Below are 16,668 nucleotides of genomic sequence, written 5' to 3'. Positions count from 1 at the left end.
GTCAGGGAGCCGCCTTCACGGTGAAGCCCTGGCTCTTGGCGAACGTGGTGATCCGCGTCTGCCAGCCCCCGAGCGCGGTGACCGTGTCGGTCTTGCGGGCCAGCGAGCGGCCGACGGTCTCCGTCCAGTCGGTGGCCACCTGGTCGAGGAACGGCGGCCACTGGAAGGCGGGATCGACCTGGGCGCTGACGTCGGCGAAGACCTGGTTGACCTTCTGGCCGCCGTAGAAGGCGGGGGTGGCGCCGCTGAAACTCGCGTCCGCGAGCAGCGCCTTGGTGGCCGGGAAGAAGAACTGCTTCGTCGCGAACATCTTCGCGCTCTCCGGGTCGCTGTTGAGGAACTTGGCGAACTCGGCGGCGGCGATGGGATTCTTGGTGGACCGGATCACGGCGGTCGTCGAGCCGCCCCAGTTGCCCGCACTCGGCTTGGCGGCGTCCCACTGCGGCATCGGCGCCGCCCGCCACTTGCCCGCGGTGTCCTTGGCCGAGCCGGAGAGGAAGGCCGGGCCCCAGGCGCCGACGAGCCAGGTGGCGTACTTGCCCTTGTTGAGCGCCGCGTACCAGGAGTCCGTGAAGTCCGGCTCGACGCCGATGACACCCTCCTGCGCGAGCCCGCCCCAGAACGCGCCGAGCTTCTTGGAGACCGCGTCGTCGACGCTGATGGCGATGTCGCTCTTGCCGGAGGTGACGTAGGGCTTGGCGCCCGCCTGCCACAGCAGCCCGTGCCAGGCGGCCACCTGGTTCGCGGCGAGGTTGGTCAGATAGACCTCCGGGTCGGCCTTGTGCAGTTTGCGCGCGGCCTCGGCGAACTCGTCCCAGGTCTTGGGCACTTCGATGCCGTGCTTGTCGAAGATGTCCTGCCGGTACAGCATGCCCATCGGGCCGGTGTCCTGCGGGACCGCCCACACCTCGCCGTCGCTGCCGCTGACCTGGCTCCACGTCCAGTCGACGAACTGGGACTTGAGGGCGGAGGCGCCGTACGGCCGCAGGTCCAGCAGGCTGTCGGTGATCGTGAAGGTCGGGATGGCCTGGAACTCGATCTGCACCATGTCGGGGGCGCCACTGCCGGCCTTGAGGGCGGTGCGCAGCTTGGTGTACTGCGGGGTGCCCTGACCGGCGTTGACGGCCTTGACCTTGATCGCCGGGTACTTCTTCTCGAAGAGGGCGATCTCCTGGGCGATCTCCGGGACCCACGTCCAGAAGGTCAGCTCGGTCGGGGTCTTCATCGCCTTGTCGATGTCGGCCTGGCTGACCGGCTTCGACGAGGACGAGCCGCTGTCGGACCCGCCCCCGCCGCAGGCGGTGAGAGCCGCCCCGAGCGAGGCGGCGCCGGCCGCGGTGAGGAGGAGGCGACGGCTGATGGCAGAGGAGGAGACGTTGTTTCTGGGCATGGTGAACTCCGGCCGGGGCGAAAGGGAGTGGAGAGAAGGAGGCGATACGGGGGAGGGGGCCGCAGGTGGGGCTGACCGGCCTCTGATCGGTGCGGCTACCGGTGGGGCGGGGGTGCGGTGGAGGACCGTACGACGAGGTCGACCGGTGGGTCGCTCGGCGGCAGGGGCTCCGCGTCCGGGTTCTCGATGGCGTGCAGGAGCCGTTTGAGGCCTTCCTGCGCCACCGCGTCGAACGGCTGCCGCACTGTGGTGAGCGGCGGGGTGATGTACGCGGCGACCGGGATGTCGTCGAAGCCGACCACACTGACGTCGTCCGGCACGCGCCGGCCGGCCTCCGTCAGGGCCCGGATGAGCCCGATGGCCATGTCGTCGTTGGCGGCGAACACGGCGGTCACCGAGGGGTCGGCGGCCAGTTGACGGCCCGCCGCGTATCCGGAGGCGGCCGACCAGTCGCCCACGACGACGGGCGGCTCGGGCGCGCCATGGGCGGCGAGGGCGGCCCGCCAGGCGGTGAGCCGGTCCCTGGCCGCGAACCAGCGTGGCGGCCCGGAGAGGTGATGGACCGTCACATGGCCGAGATCCAGCAGGTGTTGGGTGGCGGCCCGGGTCAGCAGGTCCGCACCGCCGCCCGAGGTGACCGGGCGGGAGGTGGCGAAGGGGGACGGCGCGCCGATGACCAGGACCGGCACGTCGACGGACAGTTCCGCCAGGCCCGCACCCCCGCCCTGGCCTTCGTCGATCGGCTCGGAGACGACGATGCCGTCCACCCCTTGTTCGAGGAGCGAGCCGACGGCGCCGGCGACGCCCGAGGGGTCGCCCTCCATCGTGTTGACGACCCGCAGGGCGTATCCGGTGTCCCGGACTGCGCGCTCGATGCCCATGAGCAGCGACGCGGGCCCGTACAGGGCGGTGCCCAGCGTCACCACGCCGATGGATCTCGTCCGCCCGGAGGCGAGTGCGCGGGCGGCGTTGTTCATCCGGTAGCCGAGGTCCTCGGCGGCCTGGAGAACGCGGCGGCGTACGTCCTCGGAGACGTACGGCTCGCTGTTGAAGACCCTGGACACGGTCTTCTGCGAGACCCCCGCGAGGCGTGCCACGTCGACACTGCGCGGTGTCGACGAGGTCGCACCCCGTCCTGTCTGTCGTGTCACGGTGACTCCCGGTGGCCGGTGCCCACGGTAGCCGGAGGGTGACGCCGGCCGCCGTGGACATGACGTGGAACCGCGCTCGCCAGTTTTCTGACTGCGCTGTCATGACTGCGCAGTCATATCTACGCAGTCGGAGGGTGCGCGTCAAGGGTTCGCGCAATCCCGGCGTAACTTTCGAGGTCGGTGCGGCGGCCGGGAGGCGGCCTTGAGCGGCGGCCGGGGTGCGTGTGCGCGAGGGCTGTCCGCGGCGGCCGGTGCACGCGCCCGGCCCGTGCACCCGCCCCTGCCGAGCTCCTCTCGGGCCCGTTGACGGCCGGCCTTGAACAGCCGACGCTCACGTACGCTGGAGGAGTGGTCGGCTCAAGCGAACGGGGATTGAGATGACGTACGAAGCGAAGACCGAAGCCGCGAACGCAGCCACGATCGAAGCGACGGCTGAAGAGCGGGCCCCGGAATCCGCGGAGGCGGTGCGCCACGCCCGCTTCGGGCAGCTGCCGGAGCGGATCCGCGTGGAGGACATGGTGGCGGCGCAGCCGGCGTCGGTGCCTGACCCGGCGACGGGCGCGTACAACGAGGACGAGTGGCTGGTCCGGTACTGCCTGTGAGCTGACACCATGCTCCCGGCACACGTAGGCGGGCGGGCCGCCGGAGGAGTTCCGGTGGCCCGCCCGTGGGGATGTGCGAGGGGTCGTCAGCTGACGTCGGAGGCGTCCAGACGGTACAGACCGCTGCTGGTCGACGTCGAGGTCGAGGTGGACGTGGACGTGGTCGACGAACTGGAGCTGTACTCCGAGGAGTTGACCGCCGTGCCGTGTTCCTTCACCCAGGTTGCGATCTCCGAGTCGGTTCCCTGGCCGGTGTCGCTGCTCACGATGATGTAGTGCAACTTCCCTGATTTCACGAGGCTCTTGAGCTTGGCCAGGGTCATCGCGTTGTCGCTGCCCGACCAGCCGCCCATGGAGATCACGGGCTGGCCCGACTCCAGGATGATCGAGGACGCCGTCTGGTCGGTGGCCACCGCCAGCAGCCAGGTCGCCCCGTCCTGGTGCTTCTTGAGGTACGTGATCATGTCGGACGACACCTGGGTGCCGCCGCCCATCCCGCCACCGCCACCGGTGCCTCCGCCGTCGCCGCTCGGACGCGTGCCCGACTCGGCCGCCGCCTCCGACGAACTCCCGCTGGAGGACGAGGTGTTGCCGGACGGGGGCTGCCCCATGGACTGGCCGCCGCTGTTGCTCGTACCGCTGCTGCCGGTCGTCCCCGTGGAGCCCTGCGGAGCGCCGCCGCCGCCTCCCATGCCGCCTCCCATTCCGCCGCCCGTGCTGGGCCCGGCCGTCGGGTTCGTGCCGTTGGTGGAGCTGGTGGCCGCCGAGACGGAGTAGGCCGCCGGGCCCGCCAGGAGGGCGACGACCGCGGCCAGGGCCGCGATGCCCAGCAGGCGTCGGCGCTTCATGAACCGGCCGGTCAGCAGGCCGAGGACCGAGACGGTGCCCGCCACCGCCACCACGATCTCCGCGACCGTGTACAGCGTGCCGGAGCCCGAGACGCGCTGGAGCAGGACGACCGCCCAGACGGCGCTCGCCGCCACAGCGAGGGGGAGGACCCACGCCCACTTGGCCGCCGAGCCCTCACGGAAGGCGCGGTAGAGCATGACGCCGCCGGCGCCCGCCAGGGCCGCGATACCGGGGGCCATCGCCGTGACGTAGTACGGGTGGAAGGTGCCCTCGGCGAGGGCGAAGGTCAGGTAGTGCAGGACGAACCAGCCGCCCCACAGCATCAGCGCCGCCCGCTTGGCGTCCGTACGGGGGGCCCGGCCGCGCAGGACGAGGCCCGCGACCAGGGCGATCAGAGCGAACGGGATCAGCCAGGAGATCTGGCCGCCCATGATCTCGTTGAACATCCGGTAGAGGCCCGCCTCGCCGCCGAAGCTCGCGCCGTTGCCCTGCGAGCCCACCGACGAACTCGCCCCGAAGATACGGCCGAAGCCGTTGTAGCCGATGACCAGGTCCCACACCGTGTTGTCGGTCGAACCGCCGATGTAGGGGCGGGAGGAGGCCGGGATCAGGTCGACGACCACCATCCACCAGGCGGAGGAGACGACCAGTGCCATGGTGGCCACGGCCAGGTTCCGGACGCGCCTGCCCAGACCGGCGTTCGCCGCCCAGAGGTAGACCAGGAAGAAGACCGGCAGGACGACGTACGCCTGCATCATCTTGGTGTTGAACGCGAAGCCGATCGCGACCGCTGACCACACCAGCGGCATCAGCCGTCCGGTGCGCACGGCCTTCAGCAGGGCCGCCGCGCCCAGCAGCATCAGGAAGACCAGGATCGGGTCCGGGTTGGTGTCCCGGGTGATCGCCACCGTGATGGGCGTCAGGGTGAGCGCGAGGGCCGCGATCGTCGCCGCGACGGGACCGAAGTCACGCTTCACCATGCGGTGCAGCAACGCGACCGAGCCCGTGCCCACCGCGACCATGGGCAGCATCAACTGCCAGGTGCCGTAACCGAACACGCGGGCCGACAGGCCCATCACCCAGAGGGCGAAGGGGGGTTTGTCGACGGTGATGAAGCTGCCCGAGTCCAGCGCGCCGAAGAAGAACGCCTTCCAGCTCTTCGTGCCGCTGTACACGGCGGCGTCGTAGAAGGTGTTGCCGGTGATGGAGGAGAGGTTCCAGGCGTAGAGCGCCGTGGCCAGCAGGAGGATGCCCCAGAGAGTGGGGCGGGTCCAGCGCGGGTCTTCGGGGGCGCCGGTGAACAGACGCCGGGCGCGGCCCGCGAGACCGCCGTCGGAGGCCGGAGGTTCGGCCCGATGGCTGTGATGGGGCGCGCTGTCGCGGGTCGGCGGCGGGGCGAGGGTCGTCATGACGCGTACTCCAAGCTGGGGGCGGGGCTGCTGATGTGCTGAGGTGCGCCGATCGGACTCGATACGGGCATGCGCTGCGGGACGGCGATCCGGGAGCGGCCGGTGAGCCCGGCGCGCAGCATCCGGCGCATGCCCCTGAGGTCGTCCAGGGCGGTGCGGACGATGTCGACCCGGCTGTCGGGGTCGTCGACCCAGTCGACCGGTACTTCGTGGATGCGCAGGCGGTTGCGCTGGGCCAGGACCAGCAACTCGGTGTCGAAGAACCAGGAGTTGTCCTCGATGTGCGGGGCGAGGGCCCGGAAGACGTCGGTGCGGACCGCCTTGAAACCGCACTGGGCGTCCGAGAAGCGGGCCGCGAGGCCGAGCTTCAGCAGGGCGTTGTACGAGCGGGAGATGAACTCGCGCTTCGGGCCGCGCACCACGTCGGACTGGCGGTGCAGCCGGCTGCCGATGGCCACGTCGCTGTGGCCGGAGAGAAGGGGAGCCACGAGCGGGAGGAAACCCGCGAGGCCCGTGGACAGGTCGACGTCCATGTAGGCGACCACGTCGGCCGTCGAGCGGCTCCACACGTGCTTCAGGGCGCGGCCCCGGCCCTTGGCGTCCAGATGGACGGCGTGGACATGGGGGAGGCGGAGCGTCAGATCGGTCGCCGCCTGCCAGGTGGCATCAGTGCTGGCGTTGTCCGCGACCGTGATCCGGAACGGGAACGGGAAGGAGGCTTCGAGGTAGGCGTGGAGACGGCCGATGCTGTCGGCGAGTACGTGCGCCTCGTTGTACACCGGCACCACGATCTCGACCGAACGCTGCCGGACGCCCCTCGCGTTCGTTTCGTTCATGCAAGTGACGATCGGGGCCGTATCTGGGGCGACCCTGAGGCGACTCTGAGCGACGAATGAGAATCAGCGGACTCACAGGTTGCCCACAGAGTCGCACCGGCAGGCGCTGCCGGACCGCACCGCCACGTCCTGCCGGACCGCACCGGCACGTCGTGCCCAACCGCACTGACACGTGATACCGGGTCGTGCTGACACGTGATATCAGGCCGTGTGCGCGCTTCCGCCGCCCGAGGCCGCCGTCGCTATCAGCCGGTCGATCAGGGCTATCAGCACGTCCCGGCACGACTCCCGGTCCCGCGCGTCGCACAGCAGGACCGGCGTGTGCTCCGGCAGCGCCAGCGCCTCCCGGATCTCGTCCGGCTCGTACGGATGCTCCCCGTGGAAGCCGTTCACCCCGACGACGAACGGGATGTCCCGGCGCTCGAAGAAGTCGATCGCCGCGAAACTCGACTCCGGCCGGCGCACGTCGATGAGGACCACGGCCCCCAGCGCGCCGATCGCCAGGTCGTTCCACATGAACCAGAACCGCTGCTGACCCGGCGTACCGAAGAGGTACAGGATCAGTTCCCGGCTGAGGGTGATGCGGCCGAAGTCGAGGGCCACGGTGGTGGCCTTCTTCTGCTCGATGCCGTCGAGGTCGTCGATGCCGAGGCCGGCCGCGGTGAGCGGTTCCTCGGTGCGCAGGGGCACGATCTCGCTGACCGAGCCGACCAGCGTCGTCTTGCCGACGCCGAAGCCGCCCGCGATGAGGATCTTGACCGTGTCGGGCGCCGATGTCCCGTTCACGGTCTGGTCAGAGCCGGCCAAGGCCGTCCCTCACTTTCTGGAGCAGGTCCATGTCCGTGGTGCGCGAGATCTGGCGCGGGGACCGGGCGGTGATCCGGCCGGCCTCCAGCAGGTCGCACAGCATGATGACGACCACACTGACCGGGAGGTCCAGATGTGCCGCGAGCTCCGCCACCACGACGGGGCGTGCGCACAGCCGAAGGATCCGGGCGTGCTCGGGCTGCGGCCGTTTGCCCCCGTCCGGCTGCGGCTCCACCGCCGTCACCGACGTGATCAGTGTGAAGTCGGCGCGGCTGGGCCGGGTCCGCCCGCCGGTGAGCGTGAACGGCCGTACCAGACGGCCGGCCGCGTCGCTTCCGTTCACCTCACTCGCCGGCCGCGCCGACGACCCCGGCACGCGGCGCCGCGCTGAGGTGCTCACCGATCTTCTTCACCAGCATGTTCATCTGGTACGCCACCACGCCGACGTCCGCGCCCTGGCTGGTCAGCACCGCGAGGTGGGCGCCCGGGCCGGCCGCGGTGAGGATGAGGTACCCGTTGCGCATCTCGATCAGCGCCTGGCGCACCGGGCCGCCCCGGAAGTCCATGCTGACGCCCTTGCTGAGGCTCATCAGCCCGGACGCGGTCGCCGCGAGCCGCTCGGCGTCGTCACGCAGGAACGCCGTGGATCTGCTGACGACGAGTCCGTCCTCGGAAAGCACGACGGCGTGGTTGACCTCGGCTACCCGGTCCACGAGTCCGGTGAGCAACTGGTCGAGCTCGGTGTGCGTGGCGGGGGTGGGGCGTGTCATTTCTCTGTCCTTCATCAGCGGTCTGCGGGCGGAGTCGAGGTGACCGGAGTGCCTGCGGCGGGGAGCGGTGCGTCAGGTTCCCGAGGCGCGTCGTCCTTCCCATCGTCGTACTGCTCTTCGTCGTCGTCACGGGCCTGGAGGGTGCCTCGCTGGAAACCGGAGAGCGAGGAGGCCGCGCGCTCCGGCGAGAACTCGTCGAGCGCGTCGTCGGACGTGCCGTCGGGTCCGGTGTCGTCCAGCAGCTCGGCGGCCAGACTGGTCTGCGGCACCCGGCGCGGCAGCGGGGTGAGCCCGCCCTTGCCGGCGCCACCGCCCCGCTCGGACCTCTGCTCACCGCCCTGGCCGGCGCCCCGGTCCGCCCCGACGAGGGCGGCCGGCCGGGGAGCGGGACCGGCGTCGGCGGTCCGGGCGCGGGCCGCGGCGGGCTGCGGTTCCCGGATCCGCTCGTGGGCCGGGCGCTCCGCGGCGACCGGGCCGGGCACCCCGGCGGACGCCGACTCCGTGAACGAGGAGTCCGTGTCCGGCGCGGTGAGTTCCCGTACGACGACATCGTGCGGGATCAGTACGATCGCTGTCGTACCGCCGTACGGCGAGGAGCGCAGCGTGACCTGGATGCCGTGCCGCACGGCGAGACGCGCGATCACGAACATGCCGAGCCGCAGGTCGTCGGCGAGCGCCACCACGTCGAACTGCGGGGCCTTGGAGAGGTGTTCGTTGAAGGACGCGTAGTCCTCCTCGGACATGCCGAGTCCGCGGTCCTCGACCTCGATGGCCAGTCCCTTGGCGACCATCGCGGCCCGTACGCCCACCGGGCTGGGCGCGGGGGAGTAGGCGGTCGCGTTGTCGATCAGCTCGGCCAGCAGATGGATGACGTCGGCCACCGCGGGCGGGGCGAGGTACACGTCCTCCTCGGTCTGCACCTCCACCCGCTGGTACTCGGCGACCTCGCCGACGGCGCTGCGCAGGATGTCGATCAGCGCGACCGGCTCGGTCCAGCTGCGGCCGGGCCGCTCACCGCTGATGATGACGAGGTTCTCCTCGTAGCGGCGCAACTGGCTTGCCGTGGAGTCCAGTTCGTACAGGCCCTTGAGGATCTCCGGGTCCTGGTGGGCGCGTTCCAGCGCGTCCAGCTTGGTGAGCTGGAGGTTGACCAGGTTCTGGCTCTGCCGGGCGATGCCCAGGATGACCTTCTGGAAGCCGCGCCGGGTGTCGGCGAGTTCGACCGCGGTGTGCACGGCGGTCCGCTGGGCCGCGTTGAACGCGTGTGCCACCTGGCCGAGTTCGTCGTGGCCGTAGTCCAGCGGCGGGGTGGCCGACTCGACGTCGACCTTCTCGCCCCGGTTGAGCCGTGCGAGCACGTCCGGCAGCCGCTCCTCGGCCAGGCCCAGGGTGGCCATGCGCAGCCCGCGCAGCCGACGGGACAGGGACCGGGTGATGCGCCAGGACAGGGCGATGCACAGCAGCAGTCCGCCGAGGCCGCCGACGCTCAGGTTGGCGGCCTTGAACAGGAGCGACCGTGCCTCGTCGTGGCTGCGGCTGAGCAGCCCCTGGGTCTCGTCATGGATGAGCGAGCCGTACTGGACGCTCAGTTCGTCCATCGCCGCGATCCACTGCTTCTGCCTGTCCGGCAGGGTGATCTTCCGTTCGGCGCCGCCGCCGGGTGTGCCCGACGCGAGCACCTGGTCCTCGATGGAGGTCAGGGTCCGCCAGGCGGAACCCCGGAGAATCGCCTCGGTGCGGGCCTTCGCCGAGCCGGTCAGGGACTGGATCAGCTGGTCCTCGACGACCCAGCGCCGGGCGCTGACCAGCCGGACGTACAACTCCCACTCGTTCTGGTCGAAGTGCCCCGTGGGCCAGGCCAGCATCAGCTGCGAGTCCTCCTGGGCGACCAGTTCGGCCGCGTTCTCCAGAGTGATGAGCGGGCCGGCCTGCGAGGTGAGGTCGCCGTCGTCGACCTGGGAGAGCGCCTGGAAGGAGTGGATCTGGTTGCCGATCATCGACGAGTACTGGTCCAGCACCTGCTGGGCCGAGATGTCGGTGAGATGGTCGACCTGGCCGCGGTAGTACTCCAGGCTGCCCGTCGCCGCGATGACCGAGTACATCCGGTCCCCGATGCGGTCGGGGGCCTCCTGGATGGCCTTCGACTGGCCGACCAGTTTCGCGACCGCCGCGTCGGTCACCTTGCGCTGCTCGTCCAGGGCCTCGCGGTCGCCCCTGGGCGAGGCCAGCCACACGGCCGACAGGGTGCGTTCCTTCTGCAGTGCGAGCGTGGCGTCGGTGCCCATGGCACCGGTCGCCCTGCTGAGTTCCGTCTGGTCCCGCAGCCGCAGGCCCTCCGAGAACATCTGAATCGTCGTCACACCCCACATCGCGGCGAGGATGACGCTGGGAACCAGTGCGAGCAGGATCAGCGAGAGACGTATGGAGCCGAGACGGCGCCGGGCACCTTTGCGTGGAGGCATCGTCGTCCTAGGGCGATCAGCGGTGGGCGGGGGTGACAACTGGCATGTGACAGGCGGTGGATGACAGCGGAAACGGAACAGGTGGCGGAACACGCGTAGGTCCGCAGGATGCTATCCGTACAAGTGAGCGTACGCACCGTGAGCCCCCAAAGCTTGGTGCAGCCGTTGTACGACGGTGGTGGTGCCGGGGGATTCGGGAGCGCGCCGGAACGGGATACGGAATGTCCGCGGCAGGGGGCCGAAGAGGGACGGGAGGCGGTACGGGGTGACGCTCAGCGGGTGCCGTTCGCCGCGAACCTGGCGATGTCGGCGATGTTCTGCCTGGTGACGAAGGCCGGCCCGGTGAGCACGGGAGCCGATCCGCCGCCGCTGAAGTTGCCGTTCGTTTTGTACAGCCAGAGCGAGTCGACGGCGAGATAGCCTTGTAGGTACGGCTGCTGGTCCACGGCGAACTGCACGGCACCGCTCTTGATGGCACCGACGATGTCGTTGTCGAGGTCGAAGGTGGCGATCTTCGCCCGGCTGTTCGCCTGGTCCACCGACTTCACCGCCGAGAGCGCGAACTGCGCGCCCAGTGTGACGACTTCGTCGATGCTCGAGTCCTGGGTCAGCCGGGTCGCGACGACCTCGGTCACCGCGTCCAGGTCGGTGCCGTTCACGTACAGGTTCTCGGTCTGTCCGGTGAACGTCTTCTTCACACCGGCGCAGCGCGCCTCCAGGCCGACGTTGCCCTGCTCGTGGATGACGCAGAGCGCGTGCTTGGCCTTGAGCGCGTCCAGCTTGTCGCCGATCGCTCGGCCCGCGGTGCTCTCGTCCTGGCCGAAGAACTCCAGCAGGCCCGCCGAACGCCAGGCGTCGATACCGGAGTTGAGGCCGACCACGGGTATTCCCGCCGCCTTCGCCTGCGCGACCGCGCTCTTCATCGCGTCGGGCTTGGCGAGGGTCACGGCGATCCCGTCGACCTTGTCCCTGACCGCGTCGCGCACCAGATCGGCCTGGGCGGCGGCATCGGGATCACTCGCGTACGTCAGCTCGATGTTGTCCTTGGCGGCGGCGGCCCGCGCGCCCTTCTGCACCCGCTCCCAGAAGGTGTCGCCCTTCGCTCCGTGGGTGATCAGGACGACCCTGAGCCGTGCGGTGCCGGCGCCGGCCGAGCCCTGGCCGGAGTCCGAACCGTCGGAGCCGGAGCCGGAGCAGCCGACCGCGAGAAGACAGACGGCGGCCATGCCGGCGACAACGGCCTTGACACGGGCCGATGGTGCTGAACCGGGAAAAGCGGGGGGTGTGTTCATGGAAGTGCGGCACCTCGCTGCGCGGCCGAGGAGGAGAGGGGCATGGGACAGGAAGGGGAGGGGGGCAAGTGGGGTGTGGGTACGGCGGAATCTGCGCGATCGTCCGGTGACGTGCACCGACTGTCCGACTTTCGCTGGGGCGGAGCCAATCGGATGTGACGCCTGGTAGTCAAGTGAGCAACCATGTGGAACCAGGGTCGACGAGCCGGTACGGGGTCTGCCGCGCGCGGGTGATCCTCCTCGGTCGGTCCTGGGTAGTGTCAGAAGGATTGCCGGTGTGGAGGGGGATTGGAAGGGGAAATGGGACCTCCGGTTCCCTTTCGTGCCCTGGTGTTCGCCAACCCGTCGTACTCCGCCCCACCCGTCTCTTTCCCCGGTGATCAGGCAGCCCCGCCCGTCCTGCACCGAGGAGCGTGACGTGAACGAGTGGCTGATCTACCGAGGCACGGGACAACCGCACGACGGCGTGGACCGGCTCCCGGACCCGCCCCCCTGGCGCCGCTTCGACGGCGGCCCGCCGATCCCCCCGCCGGCGCCCGTCGACGAGGTCTCCGCCCGACGGCTCGGCCGGAGCCGTGCCTTCGCCGAGCACTACCGGCCCACCCCGGCCGAACTGGAGCTGGTCAACGCGGCGTTGTATCTGCGCCGCCCGCTGCTCGTCACCGGCGAACCGGGCAGCGGCAAGAGCACGCTCGCCCACGCCGTGGCACACGAACTGGGCCTGGGCCGGGTACTTCGCTGGCCCATCGTCAGCCGCACCCAACTCACCGACGGCCTCTACAGATACGACGCCCTGGGCCGCCTTCAGGACCTCCAGATCACGCGCCCGCGCGGGCGACCGGAGGGCACGGAGAGCCCGGCCGGGTCGCGGAGGCCCGGCCGGCAGCCGCCGGACGAGACGGACCTGCTCGCCCAGGGCATCGGCCGCTACCTCCGACTGGGCCCGCTCGGAACCGCGTTGCTCCCCACGGAACGCCCCCGGGTGCTCCTGGTGGACGAGCTCGACAAGAGCGACATCGACCTGCCCAACGACCTCCTCGGGGTCCTGGAGGAAGGCGAGTTCGGCATCCCCGAGCTGGAGCGGATCGCCGAACACCACCCGTCCGTACGGGTCCGTGACCACGACGGGCGCTCCGTGGAGGTCGACGAAGGCCGGATCCGCTGCCGCGCCTTCCCCTTCATCGTCCTCACCAGCAACGGTGAACGCGACTTCCCGGTACCGCTGTTGAGGCGTTGCGTCCATCTCCATCTGGAACCGCCGGACGAGGACCGGCTCGCCGCCATGGTCCGCGCCCACTTCGGCGAGGACGCGGCCGAGCAGCATGCCGACGTCATCGCCCGGTTCCTCGAACGCAGACCGGGCGAACAACGGGCGGCCGACCAGCTCCTCAACGCCGTCTACCTCACCCGCCACGCCCAGGACGAGGAACCGGGCACCCGCGCCCACCTGGCCGAACAGCTCATGCGGCCACTGAACCGGCCGCCGAGGTGAGCGAGGACGCGGGGTCCGCGGACCGGTCGGACCCCCTGGGCACGCTGATCCGGCGCCTCGCGGTGGCGGGCGCCCGGCCGGGCGCCACCGAACTCGCCGACGCGCTCTGGCTGGCCGGGCGGATGGCCGACGCGGAGACCGGTGCGGGGAGAGGTCCCGGCACCGAGACCGTGGACGGCCCACGGTCCGGAGAGGACGCCCTCCCGCCGGACCCGCCGGACCGTCCGAGGCCCCCGCAACTCCTCGCGGTGGTCCGGGAACAGCGGAAACAGCAGGAGCAGCAGGAGCTGCGGAATCAGCAGGCGCTGCGGGAACAGCGGGGGCAGCGGGAACAGCGGGCGGAGCCGGTCTGCGACGCGGCGGGCGCCGAGATCCTCGTACCGAGGGCGCCGGCCTTCCCGGACCTGCTGTCCCTGGGGCACGCCCTGCGCCCCCTCCAGGGCCTGCTGCCGCCGGCCGGACCGCCACGGCCCCGCGACGACGACGTGCTCGACGAGTCCCGCACGGCCCAGGCGAGTGCTGTCGCGGACTGTGCCCTGCCGGTCTTCCGGACCGACGGGCGCCGACAGGCCCGGATGCAACTGCTCGTGGACGACTCACCGTCGATGGGCGCCTGGGCGCGCACCCTGGAGGAGCTGCGCCTCGCCTGCGAACAGTCCGGCGCCTTTCGTTCGGTGACCGTCCACCGGCTTCGCCCGCACCCCGACGGCGGAGTCGGCGTGCTGTGCCGGGCGGGCGGAAGCGAATGGCTCGCCCCGGCGGACGGCCTGCGCGACCCGAGCGGCCGGACCGTCACCCTGCTGCTCAGCGACTGCTCGGGCCCGCTGTGGCGACACGGCGCCGCCCAGCGGCTGCTCCACCGGCGGCTGAGCGCGGGCCCGCTGGCCGTCGTACAGCCGCTGCCCACGCGTCTGTGGCCGCGGACCCTGCTGCCCACCGAGGCCGGCACCCTGCGGCGCGCCGCGAGCCCCGGCGGGATGCCAGGCTTCCGGCCGTTCCGTGACCCGGATCCCGGGGACGGCGGGGCGTCACCGGTCCCCGTGCTGCCGCCGACCCCCGCCGCGCTGGGCGCCTGGGCACGTTTGCTTGCGGAACGACCAGGGGGCGCGTCGGCGGCCTCAGTGGCCATGGTCGGGCCCACGGACAGCGGGACGGCCCCCGGCCGCCGCCCCGACCGCACCCCGGACCAACTGGTCGAGGACTTCCGCGCCGCCGCCTCTCCCGCCGCCCGCCGCCTCGCGGTCTGGCTCTCGGCGGCGCCGCTGTCCTACCCCGTGATGCAGCTGGTCCAGCGCGCCCTGCTGCCCGGGACCGGCCCGGTCGAACTGGCCGAGGTGCTGCTGAGCGACCTGCTGGTGGAGGTGGCGGACGAGAACGACGGTCCCGGCCCCTGGTACGAATTCGCCCCGGGGGTAAGGGACTTGCTGCTGAACGGACTGGCCCTGGACGAGGCGCTCGCGGTGCTGGAGCAGTGCTCGCGCTATCTGGAACGGGTGTGGGGAGGGCGGGCCCAGAACTTCCCGGCGGTGGTGATCGGCCACTTGTCGGGGACGGCGGTCCGGGCCGGTGCACGGACGGACGGGACCGAGGAGACATCCGGGCGGCCGGTCCCGCAGCCCTTCGCCGACGTACCCCGCAGAGTGCTGCGCAGATTCCAGCCGAGAGAGGTCGACGGCACCGCGAACCCCGCCGTCGACCCGCCGCACTCGCAATCACTGGCCCTCCGGCTGGCCCGTAGCCGCCTCGCCCGCTACGAACGGCTGGGCGGCATCCGCGACCTCTGGGACGCCGTACGCATGGTCCGCTCGACGGAGCCCTCCGCGGAGACGGCGGCCCTCCTCGCCGAATGCCTGCTCTGCCTCTGGGACATCCACCGGGATCGAGCGGTCCTGCGAGAGGCGGAGGAGACCGTCCGCGCGGCGGCGGACCCCGCGGGTGCGCCGCCGGCCCACGCGCATCTCGTCCTCGGCAAGGTGCTCCGGGCGAGGGCCACCACCGAGCCCGACGACGGGACGAGGACCCGTGCACTGGCCGAGGCCGCCGAGAGCCTGGAGCGCGCGTACGCCCTGGTGCGCTCCGAGCCGCACCCCCTGCTCGACGTACTGCTCTGCGTCGTCGAGGTGGTCCGCGCCCGCTACCGGCTCCTCGGCGACCGACGGCTGCTGTACGGGGCCCAGGTGCGGCTCGACGCCCTGCTGGAGGGCTGGCCGGGCGAACACCCTCTCCCCGGCTCGGCGTTGCTGGCCCGTGGCGGCCTGCTGATGGAACTGTGCGCCAACGCGCGCGAGCGCGACTCGGCCGACGAGGCGCGGGCCCTCGCCGTACAGGCCGCGGCGGACTTCGAGTCGGCGGCGGGGCCGGCGGAGCGGGCGGGGGAGGCGCGGGGGGTCGTCTGCCGGGCGTGGCTGGAACTTGCGGAGGCCAGAGGGGTGGTGGCGGGCGACCCGGGGGCCGAGAAGGTCGTCGCGGCGCTGGAAGAGGCGCTGCGGGCGGCCGGAACAGAGGCGAACACGGGCGAGTTGAGGCTGCGCGCCCTGTGGCGGCTGGCCGAGGCGCACACCGCCCGCTGGACGCGCACCGCCGAACCTGCCGAACTCGACACCGCGGATGCCTGCTTCGCCCGCGCGCAGGCGCAGTTGAGCACCGACGACCCGCGCCGCCCGGAACTGCTCGCGGCGCGTGGCAGCGCACTGCTCAGCAGGGCGGCCCACGACGGACACGTGGAGGTGGCCACGGAAGCCGTACGCACCCTGCGGGCCGCCCTCGCCCAGACCCCCGCCAGCGACCCACGGCTGCCGGCTCGCGGGCTCCTGTTCGGCCGGGCCCTGATCCGTCACCACGAGTCGGGCGGCTCGCTCACCGACCTCCACGAGGCCGAGTGGATCCTGGCCCGCGCGGCCAGGGGCGCCCAGAACGGGCGGGACACCCGCACGGAGGCGCTGGCCTGGCTGGCACGTGGCGACGCGCTGCTTGTCCTGGCCCGCCCGCCGAGCGCCACGACCGAGTACGAGGACCGCGCCGCCGAGTCCTACCGGCGAGCCGCGACCGCCGCCGAGGCGGCCGGTGAACTCCTCGTCCGCGCCCGCGCCCTGCACCGGCGCGGCACGGTCCTGGAACGCACGGCGGGCCCGGCCCACGCCCTCGACGCGTACCGGGCCGCATGGGCCGACTGGCAGGCCATGGGCGGGGACGCGCGGCACCCGGAGGGCCTCGCGACCCTCGGGCGGATGCGGGCGCTGACGGCCCGCGCGGGCGGCAATGGTTCGGCCTGATTCGATCGTTCTTTCGGCCAAGCTGGGCAGGAGGGCAGAAGAAAGGTTTCCGTGTGTTCCCCGCACGGGTAATTCCCGATGGCCGACGTGCCGGGGAGGAGCACAGCGTGTTGAGTCCTGCGACCGATGAGCCGACCGCGTGGGATGAACCACTTCAGGATCTCCGGGGCGTCATGTGGGGGGAACTGCCGAGGGCGGGCAGTTGTCCCGCGTTGAACGCCGTTCTCGCGGAACTGGAGCCGAGGTCCCGCGCAACCGAGTCGCCCGTGGCGTACTACGAGGACTCGCCCTGACGCGGGGCTGATTCCCGGCCGCGTCGGACGAGCGTGCGCTGCC

General features: G+C 71.5%; 12 protein-coding genes. 3 read left to right on the top strand and 9 right to left on the bottom strand.

The features are described 5' to 3' along the window. Position 1 precedes the first annotated feature (1 nt). Together OG595_RS08540 and OG595_RS08535 are read right to left on the bottom strand one after the other, a co-directional pair. Complete coding sequence (locus OG595_RS08540; RefSeq protein ID WP_329269618.1) at positions 2-1,390, bottom strand: ABC transporter substrate-binding protein; 1,389 nt, start codon at positions 1,388-1,390, stop codon at positions 2-4. A 95-nt stretch (positions 1,391-1,485) separates the two neighbouring features. Continuing rightward, entirely contained in the window at positions 1,486-2,541 is a 1,056-nt protein-coding gene (locus OG595_RS08535; RefSeq protein WP_329269616.1) for a LacI family DNA-binding transcriptional regulator, read from the bottom strand. A 377-nt stretch (positions 2,542-2,918) separates the two neighbouring features. On the opposite strand from OG595_RS08535, the gene OG595_RS08530 reads away from it, so the two are divergent. Further along, positions 2,919-3,143 (top strand): hypothetical protein, encoded by a 225-nt coding sequence (locus OG595_RS08530; protein WP_329269614.1) that lies wholly within the window; start codon positions 2,919-2,921, stop codon positions 3,141-3,143. Positions 3,144-3,229: 86 nt separating this feature from the next. Here the strand turns inward: OG595_RS08530 and OG595_RS08525 are convergent, their stop codons facing one another. From OG595_RS08525 to OG595_RS08495, 7 genes are all read right to left on the bottom strand, one after another. After that, positions 3,230-5,401: an ArnT family glycosyltransferase gene (locus OG595_RS08525; protein WP_329269612.1), complete on the bottom strand. Its 2,172-nt coding sequence runs from the start codon at positions 5,399-5,401 to the stop codon at positions 3,230-3,232. Next, complete coding sequence (locus OG595_RS08520; RefSeq protein ID WP_329269611.1) at positions 5,398-6,237, bottom strand: dolichyl-phosphate beta-glucosyltransferase; 840 nt, start codon at positions 6,235-6,237, stop codon at positions 5,398-5,400. Before OG595_RS08520 ends, OG595_RS08525 begins: the two co-directional genes overlap by 4 nt. 201 nt (positions 6,238-6,438) lie before the next feature. Further along, positions 6,439-7,044 carry a GTP-binding protein gene (locus OG595_RS08515; RefSeq protein ID WP_329269609.1) on the bottom strand — a complete coding sequence of 202 codons (606 nt, stop codon included), beginning with the start codon at positions 7,042-7,044 and terminating at the stop codon, positions 6,439-6,441. Continuing rightward, a complete protein-coding gene (locus OG595_RS08510; protein WP_189147243.1) occupies positions 7,031-7,387 on the bottom strand; it encodes a DUF742 domain-containing protein in 357 nt (118 codons plus the stop codon). The genes OG595_RS08515 and OG595_RS08510 overlap by 14 nt, the downstream gene beginning before the upstream one ends. Position 7,388: 1 nt before the next feature. Continuing rightward, entirely contained in the window at positions 7,389-7,814 is a 426-nt protein-coding gene (locus OG595_RS08505; protein ID WP_006377390.1) for a roadblock/LC7 domain-containing protein, read from the bottom strand. A 14-nt stretch (positions 7,815-7,828) separates the two neighbouring features. Next, positions 7,829-10,276: a sensor histidine kinase gene (locus OG595_RS08500; protein ID WP_329269605.1), complete on the bottom strand. Its 2,448-nt coding sequence runs from the start codon at positions 10,274-10,276 to the stop codon at positions 7,829-7,831. A gap of 272 nt (positions 10,277-10,548) precedes the next feature. After that, the gene (locus tag OG595_RS08495) at positions 10,549-11,568 is read right to left on the bottom strand and encodes a substrate-binding domain-containing protein (RefSeq protein WP_329269603.1); all 1,020 of its coding nucleotides are present in this window, start codon (positions 11,566-11,568) and stop codon (positions 10,549-10,551) included. A 418-nt stretch (positions 11,569-11,986) separates the two neighbouring features. On the opposite strand from OG595_RS08495, the gene OG595_RS08490 reads away from it, so the two are divergent. Together OG595_RS08490 and OG595_RS08485 are read left to right on the top strand one after the other, a co-directional pair. Then, positions 11,987-13,060, top strand: coding sequence for an AAA family ATPase (locus tag OG595_RS08490; RefSeq protein WP_329269601.1), 1,074 nt, complete (start codon positions 11,987-11,989; stop codon positions 13,058-13,060). Further along, the gene (locus OG595_RS08485) at positions 13,057-16,332 is read left to right on the top strand and encodes an SAV_2336 N-terminal domain-related protein (RefSeq protein WP_329269599.1); all 3,276 of its coding nucleotides are present in this window, start codon (positions 13,057-13,059) and stop codon (positions 16,330-16,332) included. Before OG595_RS08490 ends, OG595_RS08485 begins: the two co-directional genes overlap by 4 nt. Positions 16,333-16,668: the final 336 nt, after the last annotated feature.

Origin of the sequence: Streptomyces sp. NBC_01451, from assembly GCF_036227485.1 — a bacterium.
GTDB lineage: Bacteria > Actinomycetota > Actinomycetes > Streptomycetales > Streptomycetaceae > Streptomyces.
This window is presented reverse-complemented; position numbering and strand designations above follow the sequence as displayed.

Excerpts from the sequence above, each read along its gene's own strand:
- OG595_RS08540 (WP_329269618.1), bottom strand. The coding sequence starts at position 1,390 with ATGCCCAGAAACAACGTCTCCTCCTCTGCCATCAGCCGTCGCCTCCTC.
- OG595_RS08530 (WP_329269614.1), top strand. The coding sequence starts at position 2,919 with ATGACGTACGAAGCGAAGACCGAAGCCGCGAACGCAGCCACGATCGAA.
- OG595_RS08525 (WP_329269612.1), bottom strand. The coding sequence starts at position 5,401 with ATGACGACCCTCGCCCCGCCGCCGACCCGCGACAGCGCGCCCCATCAC.
- OG595_RS08520 (WP_329269611.1), bottom strand. The coding sequence starts at position 6,237 with ATGAACGAAACGAACGCGAGGGGCGTCCGGCAGCGTTCGGTCGAGATC.
- OG595_RS08505 (WP_006377390.1), bottom strand. The coding sequence starts at position 7,814 with ATGACACGCCCCACCCCCGCCACGCACACCGAGCTCGACCAGTTGCTC.
- OG595_RS08500 (WP_329269605.1), bottom strand. The coding sequence starts at position 10,276 with ATGCCTCCACGCAAAGGTGCCCGGCGCCGTCTCGGCTCCATACGTCTC.
- OG595_RS08495 (WP_329269603.1), bottom strand. The coding sequence starts at position 11,568 with ATGAACACACCCCCCGCTTTTCCCGGTTCAGCACCATCGGCCCGTGTC.